This window comes from Saccharibacillus alkalitolerans (assembly GCF_011090185.1).
Taxonomy (GTDB): Bacteria; Bacillota; Bacilli; order Paenibacillales; family Paenibacillaceae; genus Saccharibacillus; species Saccharibacillus alkalitolerans.
Genome location: NZ_JAAFGS010000005.1, coordinates 142338 through 161702 on the forward strand (window position 1 = coordinate 142338; position 19365 = coordinate 161702).

16 protein-coding genes are annotated in these 19365 nt (G+C 62.8%); 6 read left to right on the forward strand and 10 right to left on the reverse strand.

The features are described 5' to 3' along the window. Positions 1–120: 120 nt before the first annotated feature. The 4 genes from GYN08_RS15595 to GYN08_RS23500 all read right to left on the reverse strand — a co-directional run bounded on the left by GYN08_RS15595 (position 121) and on the right by GYN08_RS23500 (position 4189). Entirely contained in the window at positions 121–732 is a 612-nt protein-coding gene (locus tag GYN08_RS15595) for an ECF transporter S component (protein WP_166275884.1), read from the reverse strand. A 377-nt stretch (positions 733–1109) separates the two neighbouring features. Beyond that, positions 1110–2081, reverse strand: coding sequence for an SDR family NAD(P)-dependent oxidoreductase (locus tag GYN08_RS15600; protein ID WP_166275886.1), 972 nt, complete (start codon positions 2079–2081; stop codon positions 1110–1112). Between the two features lie 514 nt (positions 2082–2595). Further along, positions 2596–3381, reverse strand: a complete 786-nt coding sequence (locus GYN08_RS15605) for a helix-turn-helix domain-containing protein (RefSeq protein ID WP_166275888.1) — start codon at positions 3379–3381, stop codon at positions 2596–2598. Positions 3382–3463: 82 nt separating this feature from the next. Next, positions 3464–4189 carry a MarR family winged helix-turn-helix transcriptional regulator gene (locus GYN08_RS23500; RefSeq protein ID WP_206023784.1) on the reverse strand — a complete coding sequence of 242 codons (726 nt, stop codon included), beginning with the start codon at positions 4187–4189 and terminating at the stop codon, positions 3464–3466. Positions 4190–4490: 301 nt separating this feature from the next. Here GYN08_RS23500 and GYN08_RS15615 point away from each other — a divergent pair, with 301 nt between their 5' ends. Next, entirely contained in the window at positions 4491–5483 is a 993-nt protein-coding gene (locus tag GYN08_RS15615) for an N-acetylglucosamine kinase (protein ID WP_166275890.1), read from the forward strand. Positions 5484–5617: 134 nt separating this feature from the next. Then, on the forward strand, positions 5618–8029 hold the full coding sequence (locus tag GYN08_RS15620) for an outer membrane protein assembly factor BamB family protein (protein WP_166275892.1): 2412 nt from the start codon (positions 5618–5620) through the stop codon (positions 8027–8029). A 181-nt stretch (positions 8030–8210) separates the two neighbouring features. On the opposite strand, the gene GYN08_RS15625 is transcribed toward GYN08_RS15620, so the two are convergent. After that, positions 8211–9077, reverse strand: coding sequence for an MBL fold metallo-hydrolase (locus tag GYN08_RS15625; protein ID WP_166275894.1), 867 nt, complete (start codon positions 9075–9077; stop codon positions 8211–8213). 268 nt (positions 9078–9345) lie between these two features. Here GYN08_RS15625 and GYN08_RS15630 point away from each other — a divergent pair, with 268 nt between their 5' ends. From GYN08_RS15630 to GYN08_RS15640, 3 genes are all read left to right on the forward strand, one after another. After that, on the forward strand, positions 9346–10593 hold the full coding sequence (locus GYN08_RS15630) for a PQQ-dependent sugar dehydrogenase (RefSeq protein ID WP_166275896.1): 1248 nt from the start codon (positions 9346–9348) through the stop codon (positions 10591–10593). An 83-nt stretch (positions 10594–10676) separates the two neighbouring features. Continuing rightward, the gene (locus GYN08_RS15635; RefSeq protein ID WP_166275898.1) at positions 10677–11894 is read left to right on the forward strand and encodes a PQQ-dependent sugar dehydrogenase; all 1218 of its coding nucleotides are present in this window, start codon (positions 10677–10679) and stop codon (positions 11892–11894) included. Positions 11895–12107: 213 nt separating this feature from the next. Beyond that, positions 12108–13202 (forward strand): undecaprenyldiphospho-muramoylpentapeptide beta-N-acetylglucosaminyltransferase, encoded by a 1095-nt coding sequence (locus tag GYN08_RS15640; RefSeq protein ID WP_166275900.1) that lies wholly within the window; start codon positions 12108–12110, stop codon positions 13200–13202. 113 nt (positions 13203–13315) lie between these two features. Here the strand turns inward: GYN08_RS15640 and GYN08_RS15645 are convergent, their stop codons facing one another. Then, a complete protein-coding gene (locus GYN08_RS15645) occupies positions 13316–14308 on the reverse strand; it encodes an ADP-ribosylglycohydrolase family protein (protein WP_166275902.1) in 993 nt (330 codons plus the stop codon). Positions 14309–14361: 53 nt separating this feature from the next. Next, the gene (locus tag GYN08_RS15650) at positions 14362–14841 is read right to left on the reverse strand and encodes a YfbM family protein (RefSeq protein ID WP_166275904.1); all 480 of its coding nucleotides are present in this window, start codon (positions 14839–14841) and stop codon (positions 14362–14364) included. Positions 14842–15248: 407 nt separating this feature from the next. On the opposite strand from GYN08_RS15650, the gene GYN08_RS15655 reads away from it, so the two are divergent. Next, on the forward strand, positions 15249–16556 hold the full coding sequence (locus GYN08_RS15655; RefSeq protein WP_166275906.1) for an aminotransferase class I/II-fold pyridoxal phosphate-dependent enzyme: 1308 nt from the start codon (positions 15249–15251) through the stop codon (positions 16554–16556). Between the two features lie 84 nt (positions 16557–16640). Here GYN08_RS15655 and GYN08_RS15660 read toward each other — a convergent pair whose 3' ends face one another. The 3 genes from GYN08_RS15660 to GYN08_RS15670 form a co-directional block, all read right to left on the reverse strand. Continuing rightward, positions 16641–16838 (reverse strand): hypothetical protein, encoded by a 198-nt coding sequence (locus tag GYN08_RS15660; RefSeq protein ID WP_166275908.1) that lies wholly within the window; start codon positions 16836–16838, stop codon positions 16641–16643. Positions 16839–17064: 226 nt separating this feature from the next. Further along, complete coding sequence (locus tag GYN08_RS15665; protein ID WP_235946318.1) at positions 17065–18537, reverse strand: ABC transporter permease; 1473 nt, start codon at positions 18535–18537, stop codon at positions 17065–17067. Continuing rightward, on the reverse strand, positions 18534–19295 hold the full coding sequence (locus tag GYN08_RS15670; protein WP_166275910.1) for an ABC transporter ATP-binding protein: 762 nt from the start codon (positions 19293–19295) through the stop codon (positions 18534–18536). Before GYN08_RS15670 ends, GYN08_RS15665 begins: the two co-directional genes overlap by 4 nt. Positions 19296–19365: the final 70 nt, after the last annotated feature.

Here is a 19365-nt window from a genome sequence, read left to right on the forward strand (position 1 = left end):
CGCGCTTCGGCGCGGCGCTCCCGGAGCGGCTCAACTTTTCTGTTTTCCATGTCGATCCTCTCCTTTCGCGCTCACATCTCTCCGTCCGGACGGCTTGCCCGGATCGGGAAGGCGCGGGCCTCAGCCGTCCAGCGCATCGTATTCTTTCCGGTCTACCGGCCGCAGCGACTGGGTTACGCCCGCCTTCTCCAGCAGCTTCGCCAGACCGTACATCAGATAGCCCGCGATGACGAACGATCCGATCGCCCGCAGCGAGTACTTGTACACGAGCAGCCAGGTCGCATACTCCGTGACATAACCGTAATAAATGTCCGCCAGCAGCGATGCCGCCGCCGCGGCGATACCGGCCAGGCCGGCGACGAAAGCATTCGCTTTGCGGTAGCGGAACGCCGCGAACACCAGCTCCGCGGCAAGCCCCTGCACGACGCTGTACAGCAGCAGCTGAATGCCGTAGGCGCTGCCGAACGCGATCTCCAGATGCGCCGCCGCGATCTCCGCGACCAGCGCCACGCCCGGTTTGCGAATCAGCAGAAACGCCAGCGTCGATGCGGCGAACCACATGCCGTAGACTAGCTCGTCCGACTGAACGAACAGCAGTCCCGCCACGCTCGATACCGACGCCCATAAGTGATAGACGACGCCCAGTACCAGCGATACGACCACCGTGACCAGCACGTCCGTCAGCGTCAATCCTCTGCGGCGCGAAGCCGCTCCCGAAACTTGTGTACTCATCTTTCCCATTCTCCCCGCTTTTTTCGATTCTGCGCTAACGACGATGGTTCGGCCGGTGCGGTTCGCGCCGCATGAACACAAAAAAACGGCTTTCTGGCATAAAAAATGCGCAGAAAGCCGCTGATTTCACGGACGGATACGAATTCTCTACGCTGGCATGACCCAGATCAGATTAACGGTCAGAAGCGGATTCCTCGGCTTCAGTCTCAGCCCGGCTCGCCCGGACCCCCGTATCGTTATGCAGTTGCTTTTTACCCTACAACGTTTTTTGCGCGGACGCAACCACGAATTTTTCGAAAAAGGTTCATCTCCTCGAACGCCCGCGGCGAACACTCCCCATTTCCGCTCTTCCCCGCTTTCGTCCGAACGGCTTCCGCCTACTTCATCCCCCGCCGCAAAATTCGCAGCATAATTCCCTGGATCAGCCGGAACGGCAGCCGCTTTTTCAGAGCCACCAGCAGCGCGGCTCCGCGCGGAACCACGTAGCGGAAGCGTCCGCGTCCCCTGCGCCCGAGCGCCAGGCCGACCGCGAGTCTCGCGACGTCGCGCGGGTCTCCGCCGCCCGCCGCGCTGGCGCGGGACATCTCCAGCATTCGCTCCAGCGCGGGACCGTTCGGCGAGCCGGACGAGCGGTGAATGCCCGAGAATCCTTTTTCCCAGATCTCCGTTTTGTACGAAGCCGGCTCGATCACGTACGTCCGGATCCCGTACGGAGCCGTCTCCAGCGCCAGCGACTCGCTGAATCCTTCGATCGCGAATTTCGAAGAGACGTACGGCCCGTAGCCGGGCAGTCCGATCGCTCCGCTGACGCTGCTCATCTGCAGGATGCAGCCGCTTCCGGCTTCCCGCATATACGGAAGAACCGCCCCGGTCATCGCGATCAGGCCGAACACGTTGACCGCAAACTGCTCCCGCCAGCCGTCCATCGGAACGTCGCCGATAAATCCGCCCATCGCCATGCCCGCGTTGTTGACGAGAATATCGATCCGCCCGAGCGTCTCCGCCACGCTTCGAACCGCTTCCGTCACGCGCGCGTCGTCGCATACGTCGAGCGCAAACGGCCGGATCAGCCCCGATACCGGCCCCCCGCCGAGCGGCTCCAACCCGCGCCCCGACAGGGATATGCCCGAATCGCCGGACATTCCCGCTTCCCGGTCCGCCTGCGCCGCCGCTTCGGCCAGCCGCTCCGCCGCTTCCGGCTTTCGCATCCCGGCCGCCACGACGGCGCCCGCCTTCGCCAATTCGATGCAAATATGCAGCCCGAATCCGCTCGACGTTCCCGTCACGATCGCGACTTTGCGCGTTTCCGTTCGCCCGCTTCCTTCTTTTTCGTTCGCTTCCGCCGACATCCTTGTTCCTCCCGCTTTCCGCCGCTCCGAATTTTCGTGCCTTTCGCTTCATTGTAGCAGGCGGGCAGCCGATTGACGAGGCTTCGGGCGCCGCCCGCAAACGCGAAAACGGCCTCTCGGGAGAATGAATTCTCCGCCGAAAGGCCGTTTGACGCTCACACTTATGTACGCTCCCGGCACGTCCTCTGTCCGAAGAAGAAGACGCGCTGCGCATACGGTTACGCATATATGGTCGATTCATTATTGGCATCCGTTTTGATTCTTAGAACCAAAGCTCGCTCTGCTCGGCGGCTTTGAATCGGCGCAAACGGTTGCGGAAAATGGCACTGCCCCCGGTGCGCCCCGCTCCGCAGCGAATCCGACGTCTGGTCAGCATGGTCACTCCTCCTTCCTCATCCCGGCGCTATCGCGTCTCGAAGGATGAAAACTAACGAGTGATTACCCCCGGACGTCAGCTTTTAAACAGGCGGGCAGGCGAAAATGTAAAATTTAATTTAACCGGAGGCTTCCGGGTTCAACGGATTTCCGAAGGACTCTTACCGGTATACTGCTTGAACTGCCGGCTGAAGAAAAAGATATCGCGGTAGCCGAGCGCCTCCGCCACTTCCGTTACGTTCATGCCCGCATGCCCCAGCAGATGCTGGGCGCGCTCGATCCGCATCCGGATGATGTAAGACTGAACCGACGCTCCGATCAGCTCCTTGAATTTGGCGGAAAAATAACGGGGAGACAGTCCGGCGCGCGCCGCGAGGTCTTCTACCCGGTGGGCAAGGCTCGGATGCTGGCGGACGTAGTTGGCCGCTTCGTGCACCACCTCGTACAGATGATTGCTTCCCCGGCGTTCCGAAGGCTCTTCGCGGTCGCCGCGCAGCAGGTGAATCATCATCTGCTTAAGCAGCAGTTTCGCCTCCTCTTCGGCGGCGTAGGCATCGCTTAAAAATACGCGAACGTAACGGGACAGCAGATACTCGAAGTCGACCGTCTCGTTCAGCACGCGGTAGGCGTCCGGAATCTCGTAGGCGGCGGCCTCGACATTGAAATGAATATAAGTCAGCACAAGCGGCTTCTGCGGATTGTGCGTGGCGCTCGTATGGTCGCCCGGCCGGAACAGAAAACAGCTTCCTTTGCCGATCTCGTGCGGTTCGTCGTTCAGCATCAGGGAACCTTCTCCGCTCCAAACGTAAAACAGATCGTAATTCTGGAGCGGCTGCTCGCGTTTTTGCCATTTCCAGCCCGGCTCGCAAGCGATCTTCGCGACATAGGGCGTCAGGATAAAAGAGGATGACGGTACGTTCAGCATGGGCAACCCGCTCCTTTCTGAGGATCGAATATGGGATATGCCGAAAGCGGTAGAAAAAAGGCTTCCCCGTCCCGGCGTTACGTCAATCGGGCTCGTCCGCTCCGTCTTCTCGGTCGGCTCCGCGCGAGCGGCGGGCGTCCTGTTCGGCCGTCTCCTCGTACGTCCACAGCGAGACCCGGCGTCCCGGAGCGCCGCCCTCTCCCGAGTCGGCTTCGCCAAGAAGAGAGGGCGCTCCGACGCCCGCGCTTCGGCTTGCGTCGGCGGTATCCGCTTCGCCGCTTCCGCTCGTTTCCGAGGCGTCCGAAGCTCCGGGATCCGCCGCTTCGGCGGCGATCAGCCGATCGTAATAATCGTGGATGTAAGGGCGGCGGCCGCCTTTTTGCACGAAGCGCCAATCTTTCTCCACGTTGAGCCTGACCCGGTACAGCATGTCCAGCAGCTGCCGCGTTTCTTCCGGGGACAGGCCGCGCAGCGACGATTCGTCGGTATGTCGGCCTTCGTCCTGAATAAACAGATACGCCGACTTGCCCTGCTCGGTCGGATAGACCCGCTTGTCCTTGCGCAGGTTCGGAGCTTCGCGCAGGAAGATCAGCCCGTCGTCTTCCAGCTTCTGCAGCGCCCGCGACGCGGCGGCTCGCTTGACCTTGAGGCGATCCGGCACGCTGCCGGCGGGTTCGCCCGGGTTCTCGCATACGAACGTCAAATACAGATGCAGCCCTCGCGACAGCTTCAGATGCTTGAACTCGATGCTGCTGATCGCTTCGGAACAGCGGGCGATCGCCTCGATCTCGCGAAGCACTTCCTTCACGGCGCAGACCTCCTTTTCGATAAACGCTAAGCCAAACATTCATTCCCATTATATCAGATATCGGGGCATTTCACGCAATGCGGAAGGCCGGGCGATCGCTGCGTCTCTTTCTTTCATTTTAGGGTAAAAACGCTTCGTCGTCATCGCGGAGCGCTCCGGCGTTCGATGAAGGTTTGATGAAAAGCTTCGAAGCGGTTAAAATTCGATTAGCCGATTCGGGCGCGGTTTACGGGCGCATGCATTCGCTTCTCGCGCCGCGGATCGCCCGGGTACGTACATACGATTACTGAGGAGGCTCTACATGCTGGCAAAAATCAATGCCGACTCCGTCGTCGCGGGCGTCGATATGGGCGGCACGAATATCCGGATCATGCTCGCCGATCTGGCCGGGAACGTCCAGTCTTATGTCAAAGCCGAGAGCGACCTGCTTCCCAAGCAGAGAACGGACAACGCCCCCCTGCTCGCCCTGATAAGCGAAGCGTTGGAGCGGGCGGGCCGGCACGCGGACGATGTCGCCTTTCTCGCCGCCGGCATCGCCGGGCTCGACGACGAATCGGACCGCTCCTGGGCCGATCGCCTGGCCGCGGGCTTCGGGCTGCCTTGTCCCTGCCGCGTCGTCAACGACGCGCTGATCGCGCATCGCGGCGCGCTCGCCGGAGCGCCCGGAATCCTGATCGCCTCGGGTACGGGTTCGATCCTGCTCGCCCATACGGAACGCGGCCAATGGCTGCGCAATTACGACTTCGGCCACTACGCGGCCAGCGGTGCGCGCTTTCTCGGCTACCAGGCGGTCTACGACGTGCTGGCCGGCCGCGAGTCGCCGGGCGACGGCGTCCTTGTGCGCGATATGCTCCGCTTCTTCCGCACGCCGAATCTGCGCGAGCTGGCCGAATCCGCCAGCCGAAGCTTCGGGCTCGATCCGGCCCGGCGCGACCGGCTGTTCGGTCTGTTCGCGCCCGTCGTGACCCGCGAAGCGGAAGCGGGCAGCCCGATCGCGGTGCGCGTCTGCGACGAGGCGCTGAGGCAGATCGGCGTCGGAGCGGACATGCTCGCGGCCTTTTTCGACGGGCCGGATATTCCGATCTCGCAGACCGGAAGCGTCGCGGGCAGCCCCTATTTCCTGAGCGGGCTGCGCGAGCTGGTCTGCGCGCAGCCGGGCCGGCGCTTCGACTGGACGGAGCCTCGCCTGACGCCGGCCGCCGGCGCGGTGCTGATCGCCTACGAGTCGCTCGGACTGTCCTTCGGCGAGAGCATGGCCGACGCGCTCGAAAGCAGCCCGCATGCGCGCCTGTAACAGACCTACACCTGCCCGGGCGCGCTCCCTGCGTCACGGCAGAACCCGCTCCCGCCGAAGCGGCGGGAATAAATGCAACTCTTCTTCCCTCCCCGGAGTCTATTAAGCATTCCGATCCCTATGGAGGTATCCGCATGAACCCTACGAACCCCGGCGGAAAAATCCGCCGATTCGCCATAACCCTTATGGCTGCGGGACTGATCGCCTACCCGCAGCTCTCGGCGGCCGCGGCCGGATCAGCCTCCGCGCAGGCCGGCTCGGCGGCTCCCGTTCGCCCTAGCGCCGCGAACGCCGGCGCGGGCGGCGCGGCCGAAAATGCCGGCAAATATCCGGCCGTCATCGGCACGTCCGAACTGCGGGCGGCCGCGCCCCTTTTGCGCGGCAGGCCGGCGGACGACGCCGATTGGCGGAGCCTTGCCGCCTACGATTACCGGCCGGAAGGCGGCGGCCTGAAATTATTCGCCCGCGAAGGCGACTGGCTGCACGCCAAGCAGGACGGGCAGAGCGGCTGGATTCCGGCTTGGTACGCCGGCGACGAAGCGGCCGGCATTCAATATACGCCCCGGGCGGTAAGGCTGACTCCCGAACGGGGAGCCCGCCTGCATCTGGCGCCGGGCAGCAAAACGTCCTGGGCCTACGACGGCGGCGAACTGATCTCCGTGCTGCGCTTCGGCGATTGGTACGGCGTCTCGCCGGATTCCGGCCGGACGACGGGCGGAGACGGTTCGCATGCCATGCTGCTGTGGCTGAGAGCGGATGATGCCGAGAGGGTCGAGCCGCTCGAAAAAGGACTGCTGGCCCCCGCTTCGGACGCTTCGCTCGGCTCGATCCGCGCGGCGCTGGACGGCCTGCTGCGCACGGGAACGGACGAGAAGACGGTGCGCGGCCTGCTCGGCGAACCTTTTTCCGTCACGGACGCGCGAATGCTGCCTCCGGCGGAGAGCGACCCCGGCCGGGACGGCCTGCATCATTGGCGGGAAGGCGGCAGGGAATGGCGCTACGAAAGGCAGGACGCCCATCTGCTTGTCCGGATGTCGGACTCGGGACGGCTGAGCGGACTGAACTGGATTCTGCCGCTGACGGACTATGCCCAGCAGGCCTACTCTTCCTGGCTCCAGGAACCCGATTTCGCTTCGCTGTACCGCCCGCTTCCGCTGCTGCCTTCCCTGAAGCCGGAAATCGACTGGCGCGCGAAGATCGGCGTCGACTACGCTTACCTGGATTCCGGCAGCGACGACGTGCTGCTCGTGAACGGCGACGACGGCGGATTCAGCGGATTTCATTACAGCTCGATCTTTTACGCGTTGGACCGGATAAGCGGCCGGACGCTCTGGAAGCTCGACGTCGGTTGGTCGGGCGCCGTGCCGCTGCCGGATTCGACGGGAAAAGGCCTGACGATCGACCGCTACGTGCCGGAAGGTTCGCCGCCGAACGATTCCGTAGTGGCCCATATTCGCCTGCGCGACAAAAAAATGCTGTGGAGCCTCACGCCGAAAGAAAGTCTGGGCGCCCGGGTTTACGCGGCGAAAGGCGTCGTTCTGCTTCAGCGCGAAGCCGCGGAACACGGCGGCGAGGGCACGATCGTCGCGCTGGACGAACAAACGGGCGACGTGAAATGGAAGCAGCGCGTACGCGAGCCGTTCGGCCTCGCGAACCGGGATTCCGGCGAACCTTACGTGCTGCTGGCCCAGGGACACACGCTTCGGGCGCTGAATCCCGCCGACGGTCGCGCGGTCTGGACCGTCTCTTCCGACGCCGGCAGCATCGATACGGGCGAGTCGCTGGCCCTCGATCCTTCGGCTCCTCCCGTGCTGGCCCGAACGGACGGAACGCGCTGGATCAAATTCGACGGCGAAGGCTGGCGCAAGATCGATTTGAAGGACGGCCGCACGCTGGCACGCTGCGGCGAGAGCGAAAACGGCCGGATCGAAGACATCGGCGGCGGCTATCTGCTTATGCAGAGCGTCTCGGGCGACGAAGGTTTTTACCGTTCCCAAGCTTCGGATTTCCCAACGTCGCTGGTCGAGGCTTCGTCCGGCCGGAAGCTGTGGACGCGGCCCGGCCTGATCCAAAGCGGGCTGGTCGACGGCGACCGGCTGTACGCGGTCGTCGACCGGATTCCGTCGGCTTTGGACTTGAAGTCGGGACATACGGTTTGGGAAACGCGAACGAACGGCCTGCATCCCAACCTGAACTTTACGTACGGCGTCGGACCGTTCTCGCAGGTCGGGAATTATCTGCTGCTGCCTTACGACAGCGACCTGCTCGCGTTCGAACGGACAAGCGGTACGCTGCTCGGCCGGATCGACGGCTTCCGCTTCGGCTATCCGGAGCTGCACGACCGCTATGTCCGCCGTTCGCTGCTGAACCGGCAGGACGGCAAGCTGTACGTCGGCTCCGCCTCGCGTTCGTTCGCCGTGCTCGACGAAGCGAAGCTGATCGGGCTGCTGGACGATGCGGCCGCTGCCGGACGGGGCGCCGAAGCCGTCACGCCTGCAAGCCGCGAAGCGGCGGAAGCCGCCTGGTATCCGGCGCAGCCGTATTGATCGACCGCCGGCACGGCGCGCGGTTTTGCGGCCGGAATACCGGCTCGCTCCCGCGGAATGCGGCGCCCCGCCGAGCGCCGCGTTCCCGCGTTCGCCTCCCCGCGCCGAAAAGGCCGTACCGGCCGCCGCAGTCTCGCGGCCCGGTACGGCCTTTTTCCTATACCCGATCTTTCCGTTCCTTTTACTTCTCCAACCCGTTCATGAAATAACCGGCCGCTTCCTCCAGTTCTTCCGGCAGCCCGGCGTCCTCTCCCAGCTCCAGTTCCGCGCGCAGATCGCGCAGCACCGCTTCCTTGTCGCTGCCGTGGCGCAGTACCTGACGGGCCAGCAGTTCGTAGCGGCGCACGTCGTCGTAGAACGCTTCGCGCGACGCCGGACGGCCGTGCGACTCCACCAGCACGTCCGCTCCGTAGGCGAAGACGGTGTCGAGCAGCGCCAGGAATTTGCCGGTCGTGTATTTCATCGGCCCCCCGTAGACGGAAGGAGCAAGCGCGTCGCCGAGGAACAGCGTTCCCTCCTCCTTCACGTACACGATGCACGAGTCTTCCGAATGGTCGCCGCCCACGTAGCGGATCTCGCAGGTCAGCCCTCCCAGATCCACGTCGATGAAGCGTTCGAACACGATATTCGGTTCTTCGACCCGAATTCGGCTCAGGTCGCCTTCGTACTCGGCCAGCATGTCGGCGCGCGTGCGCTCGCTGACGACGCCTTCGGCGATCAGCCGCTCCAGCGTCCCCTCGTTCCATTCCAGCCCGGCGAAGCCGCGCAGAATATCGGCCGTCCGCCGCTGCGCGATCGCCGGCAGGCTCCACTCGGCCAGCCCGAAGGAATGGTCCCAGTGATGATGCGTCAGCACCATCATGTCGGGCGCGCGGACGCCTTCCCGTTCCAGATATTCGCGGAAAGCGGCCGCATGCGCGGACGAATTGCCTCCGTCGATCAGCAGCGTGCGGCTGCTTCCCGCCACTGCCGCCAGCAGCGGACGGTCGGTCCCGTGCTCGGCGTGCATGACGTAAATATGTTCACTGATGCGTTCAAATTCGGACATGGCTTTACCCTCCAGCATACAAATTCAAGACACAGCATCCCTTATTCGGCTTGAATGCCGCCTCCTATTTTACCATCCTGCCGCGCTTCCACCAAATGTAAAGAACGGAAAAAGCGATGGGCCAGGCGGCGTTTTGCTCCGAATCCGATTGGCGCACACGCTGCCGGGTAAAAAAAAGCCTATACCGCGCATATCAGCCGAGCCTAGACTTTCCTTCGCTTTAAAAAAAATCGGAATCGTCGGCTGATCCGTAAAAGGAGGAACGCATTTGCATAAAAATCGAAAAAAACTCGCCATTCTCTTCCTGGCACTGCCGCTTGCGGCCTGTACCGGCCAGACCGGGGCTCCTGCCGGCTCGGTGCCGGACAACCAGCTGCCCGTACAGACGCCGGGCACGGACGAAGAACCGGGCGAAGGCATGCAAAACGGCGGATCGACGGATAACGGAACGGCGGATCCGGCAGACGGCGGTACGAGCAGCGAAAACCCGGACACCGATAAGAATGCCGGGGAGACCGGCGGCGCAAGCGTTACCGCGGGCCTGACCGGCGAAACGGAAACGGCGGCAGCCGGCCTCGATACGCCCTGGGAGATCCAGTTCGGCGGCAGCGCGATCTATATGACGCTGCGCGGAGGCTCGATCGTCAAGCTCGAGAACGGCCAACAAACCGAACAATCGATCGAACTCGACCCCGCCGTGCTCGAAGAAGGCGAAGCCGGTCTGCTCGGACTCGCTCTGGCGCCGGATTTCGAAGATTCGCGCGAAGCGTACGCGTATCACACGTACGGACAGGGCGACGGCATGCGCAACCGCGTCATCCGGATCAAGGAAGACGCTTCGGGCTCGGGGTGGAGCGAAACCTCGGTGCTGCTGGACGACATTCCCGGCGCGCGCGTGCACGACGGCGGACGGATCGCGTTTGGCCCCGACGGCATGCTCTACGTGACGACCGGCGACGCCCAAGAAGACAGCCTGGCGCGGGATACCGGCAGCCTCGCGGGCAAAATCCTGCGCATGACGCCGGAAGGCGAAGTGCCGGACGACAACCCGATCGAAGGCTCGCTCGTTTATTCGTACGGCCACCGCAATTCGCAGGGCATCGACTGGACGGAGGACGGCACCCTGTACGCATCCGAGCACGGGCCGAGCGGCAGCCCCGGCGGGCATGACGAAATGAACCGGATCGAGCCCGGAGCCGACTACGGCTGGCCGGACGTCATGGGCGACGAGACGGGCGAGGGGCTGACGCCTCCGCTGTTTCATACCGGCGAGGAAGCGATCGCGCCTTCGGGCATCGCCGCGACGCCGGACGGCAAGGTGCTGGTAGCGAACCTGGTCGGCGAAAGCCTGATGGAATTCGACCCGGCGACGAACGAAATGACCGAGGTTCTGAGCGGCGTCGGCCGCATCCGTGACGTAGCCGTGCGGGAAGGACGAATTTACGTCATCACGAGCAATACGGACGGCCGCGGCTCGCCTTCGGCGGACGACGATAAACTGCTTATTCTTCGATAGCATATAAAAAAACTCCATTTCTTCCGAAACCGATTAACCACGGATCGTCCGGGTAAAAATGGAAAAGAAGGAGGGAATTTAAAATGACCATACTGAACTCGAAAGCAAAAATGCTGACGGCCTCTCTGCTGCTTGCTGTGCCCATTTCCGCCTACGCGGCGGACCAGGGGGAGACAGAGCAAGCGGCAGAACGTTATGCGCAGTCGGCGTCGGGAGAAGCGCGGCTGATAACGGCAGGCGCTTCCGGCATCTCTTCGGCGGCCGCGGGCGCGACAGGCGTGAAGGCGGCGGGCGCCTCGCTGACCGATTCGCTGCAGGGCGGATTCGACGTGGCGGCGACGAAGCTGAAAGTCCCTTGGTCGATGCAGTTCGCCGGCGACACGGTCTACATCACCCAGCGCGGAGGCGGCATCGTCGAGGTGAAAAACGGCAAACAGACCGTGCAGGAAGTCCGCACGAAGAAGGCGCTCCGGGTTGTCGGCGAAGCGGGCCTGACCGGCTTCGTGCTCGATCCGAATTTCGCCAAAAACAAGTACGCTTACATCTACCATGCCTATGAAGAGAAAGGCGAAGGGCTGAACCGGATCGTTAAAGTCAAGCTCGTCAACGGCGTCTGGCGCGAGCAAAAAGAACTGGTCGACGGCATTCCGGGCGGACGCATTCACGAAGGCGGACGGCTCGCCATCGGTCCCGACGGCATGCTGTACAGCACTGCCGGCGAGACCGATCGGCGCGAGCTGTCGCAGGATCTGTCCAGCCTGGGCGGCAAAGTGCTGCGCATGACCACAAGCGGCAAAATCCCGAAAGACAATCCGTTCAAAAATTCGTACGTCTACGCTTACGGACTGCGCAACTCGCAGGGATTGGCCTGGACGTCGAGCGGCACGCTCTACGCGTCCGACCACGGCCCGAGCGGAGCGCCGATCCCGGGCGGCGGCATCGACGCGACGGGGCGCGACGAGATCAACGTCATCAAGCCCGGCGCCAACTACGGCTGGCCGCTCGTGATCGGAAACGAGACGGCTCCGGGACTTACCCCTCCGTACTACGTCAACGGAGAACAGGCGATTGCGCCTTCGGGCATCGCGGCGACTCCGGATGACAAGATTCTCGTGGCGACGCTGGCCGGACAGAGCCTGAAGGAATTCGATCCTATCGCCAAAACGATGACCGACGTACTGACCGGCGAAGGACGCATCCGCGACGTGGCCGTGCATAACGGCCGAATTTACGTCCTGACCAACAATACGTCGGGCGGAAAGCCGGGTCCGGACGACGACCGGCTGTTGATCTTGAAGTAATTTTCCGGATCGGGAACGCAGGCACGGCGAAGAGAGACCCGCTGCGCCGTCGGCGCTTACGACCGAGCCCTAAAGATTGCAAAACCGAGCGGTCTGCCCTTCACGGGGGTCGGCCGCTTGGTTTTTGCCTCGGCGGGACGTACAATGGAAACTGCGCGCCGCAAAGAACCCTGCCGCGCCGCGGAATCGCACGAACAAAGGAGACTTTCAATCATGACTTCCCGCTCGAATTTACATACCTCCAAACGCATCGTCCTCACCGGGGGCGGATCGGCCGGGCACGTCTCGGTCAATCTGGCCCTCATTCCCGTGCTCCGGGATCAGGGCTGGGCGATCGATTATATCGGTTCGGAAAAAGGAATCGAAAAAGAGCTCGTATCCGGACTGCCGGGCGTCTCGTACCATGCGATCGCCACCGGCAAGCTGCGCCGGTACTTCTCGCTGCAAAACTTTACCGATCCGATCCGCATCCTGAAGGGCGTGGGCCAATCCCGCCGTCTCATCCGCCGTCTGAAGCCGTCCGTCGTCTTCTCCAAAGGCGGCTTCGTATCGGTGCCGGTCGTGCTGGGCGCCTGGATGAACCGCGTGCCTTCGCTGATTCACGAGTCGGACTATTCGCCGGGTCTCGCCAACAAGCTGGCTCTTCCGTTCGCGTCGGCGATCTGCACGACTTTTCCCGAGACGGCCGCCTCGCTCAAAGCCGGAAAAGCCGTACAGATCGGCTCCGTCGTCCGGCCCGAGCTGAAGAGCGGCGACGCTTCGCGCGGCCTGGCCTTTCTCGGCTTCGGCGGCGCCAAGCCCGTCCTGCTGGCCGCCGGCGGCAGCCTCGGCTCCCGGGCGCTCAACGCCAACCTGCGCCGCAATCTGGACGGAGTATCGGAGACCTTCGACGTCGTGCATCTGTGCGGCAAAAACGGCATCGATCCCGCGCTGGAAGGCCGTCCCGGCTATCGCCAGTTCGAATACGTCAACGAAGAGATGGCCGACGTGCTGGCCGCCGCCGATGCGGTCTTCAGCCGCGCCGGTTCGAACGCCATCTTCGAATACCTGGCCCTGCGCAAGCCGATGCTGCTGTGCCCGCTCGGCCGCAAGCAGAGCCGGGGCGACCAGATTCTGAACGCGGATTCCTTCGCCCGCGCCGGCTACGCCGAGACGATCGACGAAGACGGCTGGAACGACGCCGACTTCCTGTCGAAGCTGAACGCGCTGCATGACGGACGCGAGCTGTACGCCGCCCGGATGAGCGGCGCGGACGGCGGCGACCCGCTGCAGCTGCTGCTTCGGCAGATCGAACAAGCGGCCGTCTGAGCATGACAAACAACCGGACGGCGTAAGCCTTCCGGTTGTTCCTCGTTTCCGACAGCAGACCTTCCGCCGTTTTTCCGGCGGAAGGTCTTTTTTCCGTTCGGGCTTCCCGGCGCTTACGATTGGCGTTTTGCGGACTTGCCCCGCTTCGCCAGCATCGCTCCGAAACCCAAGCTCAGCTCCCGCAGCTCATCAAGCTTCGCCAGCTGCGACAGCCACTCCGCCGGAATGCCGGCTTCGCCGTACAGGATGCCGGCCAAGCCTCCGGCGACCGCCGCGGTCGTATCGGTATCCTCGCCCAGATTGACCGCTGTCAGCGCCGCTTCGCGGTAGCTCCCTGTCGTTAGCAGGCACCACAGTGCCGCTTCCAGCGTATCGACGACATAGCCGCTCGAACGGATTTCGTCCCTTGGCAGCTCGGCCATCCTTCCTCCCAGCACCCGTTCGAATGCCGCCAGCTCCTCATGCTCCGCATGCCGTTCGCCGATCGCGGCGATCGCGGATCGGTACGCCTCTTCTGCCGACTGCCCGTCCAGCAGGCCGAGCGCGATTTCCGTATAAATCCGGCAGGCCAGAATCGAACGCGGATGCCGGTGCGTAATCGACGACACCTCCGCCACCAGACGGTCGCGCTCTCCGGCTTCCATCCCTTTGACGTAAAAAGCCATCGGCAGAATGCGCATCAGCGAACCGTTGCCGTTGGAGCGCTCGTGCGTCAGCCCCGCGAATCTCGCCCAGACGGCCTCCGTCCGGTAGCGTTCCAGCGCCTCCCGCGTCGCATTGCCGATGTCGAACAGTTCCCCGTACGGCGTCATATAGCCTTTCGTCAGCCACTGCACGAAGCGTCCGGCCATGTCTTCCGTGTCGCATTCGCCCTGCAGCGCCAGGCTTTCCGCCGTGCACCACGTCATCGTGCTGTCGTCCGACCAGGTGCCCGGCGGCTGGTTGTACGTGCCGTAGCCGAACATATCCGTCACCGGATGGGCGTCCAGATACGCACGCGGCCGGAATTCCACCGGCACGCCCAGCGCGTCCGCCGCGGTCAGCCCCAGCAGCGCGCCGTTCAGCCGCGACGCGTAAAGATCGTATTTTTCGTCTCTGTCGAACATGTTCATTCCCCCTGCTTGCGTTTCTCCCGTTCCGCTTTCCCCGCTCGAACCGATCAAGCCACGTACAGCAGCATGCCCTCTCCTGCCGCCGCGGCGGCCCGGTAATGGTCGCGCATCGGCTCGTAATAGCCCAGCAGGTAATCCAGCTCGCCTTCGTCGTTCCAGTCCTGGGCCGGATAGACGTTGGCCTCGTTCATGTCGTCCGGCTCGAACCCCCGGGCCAGCTCCGTCCGTCCGACGCTCTCGAGCGCCGCCGCCACATTCCGAACCTCGTCCGGAGTCAGATAGCGCACGATGATCTCTTCCGTTTCGTCTTCGTTCAGCGGCTTGCCGCCCATCAGGGCGTCGAACAGCGGACCTTCCCCGCTGAAAGCGTCGCCGCACAGCAGATAATGCAGGCCCTGCCAGGCTTTGTCGAGATCGAGTTCCCCGCCTTCTTCTCCGTGGATATAAGCGTAAAGATCTTCGCCCCCGTGAATCAGCGACGACAGCCTTGGTTCGGGGATGCGTTTCAGGTAGCCGATCATGCCCATGAACATTCCTCCTCTATGTGGTCCGAACGAATAAGACGGCACTCGACGATAAGACTCGAACTTCAAATCTTATTGTACAGGTAAATGTACACGCCGCGCGATCCCGTTGAATCGTCGTCCGCGGGCGAGGGACGACGGACGCGGCAGATCCGCCTGTTCGGAACCGTCCGGCCGCAGGCCTGAGTCTTCGCACCCTGGCAATCCGCTTTCCGCACGAAAAGTTAACATGGCGTAAGAATCATTCGGAATACGACCCGTACGCGCAGAGAAGACATTCCATTCCCGCGCCGCCGGGAACCTGGCGCGCCAAGGCGGAAAAAGCTCAAAAAAACAGGCTTTTTCCGTGACGCCGCCATGGGAGGATGCTATAATTGACGCAATTCAGTTTGGAAGGATGAAGACGCGCAATGAACCCAATGGCTGAACAATGGAACGAGAAGATCAAAACGGGAAACGCGCATGTCCACGACATGCTGTCGGGACTCGGACGGGAAATTTATTTTCCGAAAGAAGGCATCCTGAGCCAATCGGCCGAAGCGACGGCGCATGCCAAGAAATATAATGCCACGATCGGCATCGCCACCGAGAACGGCGGACCGATGCACCTGAACGTGATCCAGGATAAACTGTCGGCCTACAGCCCGAAAGATCTGTACGGCTACGCGCCCCCAGCGGGCAAACCGGAACTGCGCGCCGCCTGGCGCGAGAAGATGATCCGCGAGAACCCTTCGCTCGAAGGCAAAGCGTTCGGCAACCCGATCGCCACCAACGCGCTGACGCACGGGCTCAGCATCGTGGCCGACCTGTTCGCGGACGCGGGCGACGCGGTCGTCTATCCGGACAAGAACTGGGAGAACTACGAGCTGACCTTCGGCATCCGCCGCGGCGCCAAGATCGTCAACTACGAACTGTTCACCGAGGACATGAAATTCAACGCCGGAGCGTTCCGCAAAGCGCTGCTGGAGCAGAAGGAAGCGGGCAAAGCGATCGTTCCGCTGAATTTCCCGAACAACCCGACCGGCTACACGCCGAGCGTGGCCGAAGGCGATCAGATCGTCGAAGCGCTGCTGGAAGCCGCGGAAGCGGGCATCGATCTCGTGGTCGTGACCGACGACGCCTACTTCGGCCTCTTCTTCGAAGATTCGCTGCACGAATCGCTGTTCGGCAAGCTGGCCGGCCTGCATCCGCGAATTCTGCCGGTCAAAATCGACGGCGCCACGAAAGAAGAATTCGTCTGGGGCTTCCGCGTCGGCTTCATCACGTTCGCTTCCGATAACGCGGACGTGCTGTCCGGCCTGGAACAGAAAACGATGGGCATCATCCGCGCCACCATCTCCAGCGGTCCGCATCCGTCGCAGACGTTCGTGCTGGAAGCGCTGAAAGCGCCGGAATTCGAAGCCCAGAAGCAGGAGAAGTTCCTGATCATGAAAGGCCGCGCCAACAAGGTCAAAGCGCTGCTCGACAGCGGCAAATACGAAGGCGTCTGGACGTATTACCCGTTCAACTCCGGCTACTTCATGTGCCTGAAGCTGAACCCGGGCATCCAGGCCGAAGCGCTGCGCCAGCGCCTGCTGCACGAATACGGCGTCGGCACCATCGCTCTCGGCGAGACCGACCTGCGCATCGCGTTCTCGTGCATCGCCGAAGAGAACCTGGAAGATCTGTTCGACCTGGTGTATAAGGGCGCGAAGGAACTTCAAGAAGCGAACGCTTAACCTAATCCCGAAAATTCGAAGAATAAAAAAAGACAAACCTGCCGCGGCAAAAGCAGGTTTGTCTTTTTTCGTTTTTGCCCAAACTCATTTCAGCAGATCCGTACTGCCGCCCTCGGAGTCGAGCAAACGCATCTGCGTGGGGGCTGCTTTCAAGTCCGCTCCGCCGATCTGCAGCTTCCGGCCGCCTTCGACCTCGTACTCCCGCAAATACACGCCCGAACCGATATCCCTATGCTTATAATTTTTGAAAGTATTCCAATCCAGCGCCTTCTTCTCAGTCACCGCGTTCACTTCGTCCAAAGGAATCGCGGATAAAGCCGACGAAGATTCGGACGGGCTGCGGGAACTGCCGCAAGCGGACAATAAAGCGAATAACCCGAACAAAACCAGGGGTAACAACATAACCTTCTTCGCTTTGTTCATTGGATCCCTCTCTCCTGGACATAGAGAACACAAGGCTGCTCTTTTTCGTGAAATTATGAACCGAATCCATGTTACGAATATCCGCTCAGTCGTCCTCGTCCTCCAGCTTGCGCCATTTGCGCTCGGCCGAACTCCGCATCAGCCAGGCCAGCACGAGAGCCGCAGCCAGAACGCCGATCGCCAGCATCGGATCGGACGGCAGCGTCAGCAGGAACGGCAGCCACATGAAGACCGCGGCGATCAGCAGCACGCGGATCATCAGATGCAGTCCCGCGCGGCGGCGGGAATCTTCCGGGATCGGATACAGCGAGAGCCATAGGGAATCGGCATGGATGCGCCGCAGGCCGTTCAGCTGTACGCCGATCAAGAAGATGAACAGCAGCAGCAGCGCACCGCCCAGCCAGGAGACGCGGGCGAGCAGCAGCAGGACGAAGCCCACGACCGACAGCCGCGCGGCCATGCCGAGCAGGTCGCCCCGGACAAAAGACTTCGTCAGCAGGAAGCGGTACGCTTCTTCCCGCTTCCACGGCACGGACTTTCCGGCGCCGGACAAGAAGCTCCGGCGGTGGACGCGAGGGTCTTCCGTCGGCACGTCCACGAACCAGGCCAACATGCGCATCGCGCGGCCGGCCTGCGCCCGTTCGACCGCGATCAGGCGCTCCCACGGCACACGATGTTTGGCCGGGAACCGCAGCGCCAGCGCGTACAGCGCGGCCCCCGCCGCGATGGCCGAGGCGGCCGGCAGCAGCGTCAGCCAGAACCAGGCCAGCACCGCGGCAGCCGCCAGCAACCAGCGCAGCAGGGCGAAAAGATCCGCCTGCCGGGACGACACCATGCGGTGTTCCTGCCAGGCTCCGTAAGCGAACAGCAGCTTAAGACCGAGCAGCAGCGCCAGGCTCAACCACAGATTCGCGTGATCGCCCGGCTGCACCCGGATATAGACCGGCCAGGCGACCAGCAGCACCAGCCAGGTTACGAGCAGCTTGCCGACGACTCCGGCGCGCCAGGCCGGCGCGAAATAAGCTTTCATCTTCGTCTCGAGCGGCAGCAGGAAGACGGTATCGGCGGGCCGCAGATACGTCCGGAAGCTGCTCCATGCCGCCAGCGGGAACAGCAGCGCCGGCAGAATCCAGCGAATCGGCAGGCCTTCCCGCATATTTTGCAGAAGGGACGTATACCATGCCGAGAACAGAATCAGCAGCAGGAGCGTGCACACCGCAAGGCCGCTCTGAATAATATACGGCGTGTACGGCAGAATCCGGCCGAGAAACACCGAGCGGCGTTTGCCGCGCAGCGCCGCCATACCTTCGGCGGTCATGGGCGCGATCGTGCCCGGCGCCCAGGGCAGGCCGCTGACGGCCGGAGGACGCTGCTCGGCGGCGAATCTGGCGCCGGTCGGCGCCTTGATGCCGCCGTTCTCCGTCCGGGCGTCTTCAGCCCGGGAATGCGTCTCCCCGGCCGTTCCGCCTCGGCTGGCCGGAGAGCGACGCCCTTCGGCCGGGCCGCCTGCCGACGGACGGCGATCTTCGCCGCCGCTGCCTGAATCGCGCCCGCTCATCGGATGCCTCCGGCGCCTTCCGCCCGGACCAATCGGTCGAAAATGTTCTCGAGCGACTCGCCCGGCATGTTCGATGCGCTGCGGATGTCTTCCAGCGTCCCCTGCACGATGATGCGGCCTTTATGCAGGATGACGAAGCGGCTGCAGTAATTCTCGATCGTCGACAAAATGTGCGAGCTGAGCAGGATCGAAGCGCCTTCCCGGTTCACCTCGACCATGTAATCCAGCAGATCGCGGATGCCCAGCGGATCGAGGCCGAGGAACGGCTCGTCGATGACATACAGCGGCGGCCGCGCGATGAAAGCGCACATGATCATGACTTTCTGTTTCATCCCTTTCGACAGATGCGACGAAAGGCTGTTCTCCTTGTCTTTCATGTAAAAAAGCTTCAGCAGACGCTCCGCGCGTTCCTCGAACACCGCATGATCGACGCCGTAGGCTCTGGCCGTAAACTCCATATGTTCGCGCACCGTCAGCTCCTCGTACAGCACCGGAGCTTCCGGCACGAACGCGAGCGAAGAACGGTAACGGTCGGGATCGTCTTTCAGCAGCGAACCGCCGATGCGGACTTCCCCTTCCTTGGGCGACATCAGCCCGAGGATATGTTTCATGGTCGTGCTCTTGCCGGCTCCGTTGAGACCGATCAGTCCTACCATCTCGCCCGGTCCGACCTCGAAATCGACGCCGTGCAGCACCGGCTTGTTGACGCTGTAACCGCCGGTCAGCGCGCCGACTTTCAATACGGCCTGTTCACTCATTATCCTTCACCTCTTCTATGTCTGATGCGCGGACCGCCGCCGAAACCCGGCGCCCGGCCCGAAAGGGGGA

What these genes read in the sequence shown, in the direction of transcription:
- GYN08_RS15595 (WP_166275884.1), bottom strand. Translation starts at nt 732, where the DNA reads ATGAGTACACAAGTTTCGGGAGCGGCTTCGCGCCGCAGAGGATTGACG.
- GYN08_RS15600 (WP_166275886.1), bottom strand. Translation starts at nt 2,081, where the DNA reads ATGTCGGCGGAAGCGAACGAAAAAGAAGGAAGCGGGCGAACGGAAACG.
- GYN08_RS15605 (WP_166275888.1), bottom strand. Translation starts at nt 3,381, where the DNA reads ATGCTGAACGTACCGTCATCCTCTTTTATCCTGACGCCCTATGTCGCG.
- GYN08_RS15615 (WP_166275890.1), top strand. Translation starts at nt 4,491, where the DNA reads ATGCTGGCAAAAATCAATGCCGACTCCGTCGTCGCGGGCGTCGATATG.
- GYN08_RS15620 (WP_166275892.1), top strand. Translation starts at nt 5,618, where the DNA reads ATGAACCCTACGAACCCCGGCGGAAAAATCCGCCGATTCGCCATAACC.
- GYN08_RS15625 (WP_166275894.1), bottom strand. Translation starts at nt 9,077, where the DNA reads ATGTCCGAATTTGAACGCATCAGTGAACATATTTACGTCATGCACGCC.
- GYN08_RS15635 (WP_166275898.1), top strand. Translation starts at nt 10,677, where the DNA reads ATGACCATACTGAACTCGAAAGCAAAAATGCTGACGGCCTCTCTGCTG.
- GYN08_RS15640 (WP_166275900.1), top strand. Translation starts at nt 12,108, where the DNA reads ATGACTTCCCGCTCGAATTTACATACCTCCAAACGCATCGTCCTCACC.
- GYN08_RS15645 (WP_166275902.1), bottom strand. Translation starts at nt 14,308, where the DNA reads ATGTTCGACAGAGACGAAAAATACGATCTTTACGCGTCGCGGCTGAAC.
- GYN08_RS15650 (WP_166275904.1), bottom strand. Translation starts at nt 14,841, where the DNA reads ATGGGCATGATCGGCTACCTGAAACGCATCCCCGAACCAAGGCTGTCG.
- GYN08_RS15655 (WP_166275906.1), top strand. Translation starts at nt 15,249, where the DNA reads ATGAACCCAATGGCTGAACAATGGAACGAGAAGATCAAAACGGGAAAC.
- GYN08_RS15665 (WP_235946318.1), bottom strand. Translation starts at nt 18,537, where the DNA reads ATGAGCGGGCGCGATTCAGGCAGCGGCGGCGAAGATCGCCGTCCGTCG.
- GYN08_RS15670 (WP_166275910.1), bottom strand. Translation starts at nt 19,295, where the DNA reads ATGAGTGAACAGGCCGTATTGAAAGTCGGCGCGCTGACCGGCGGTTAC.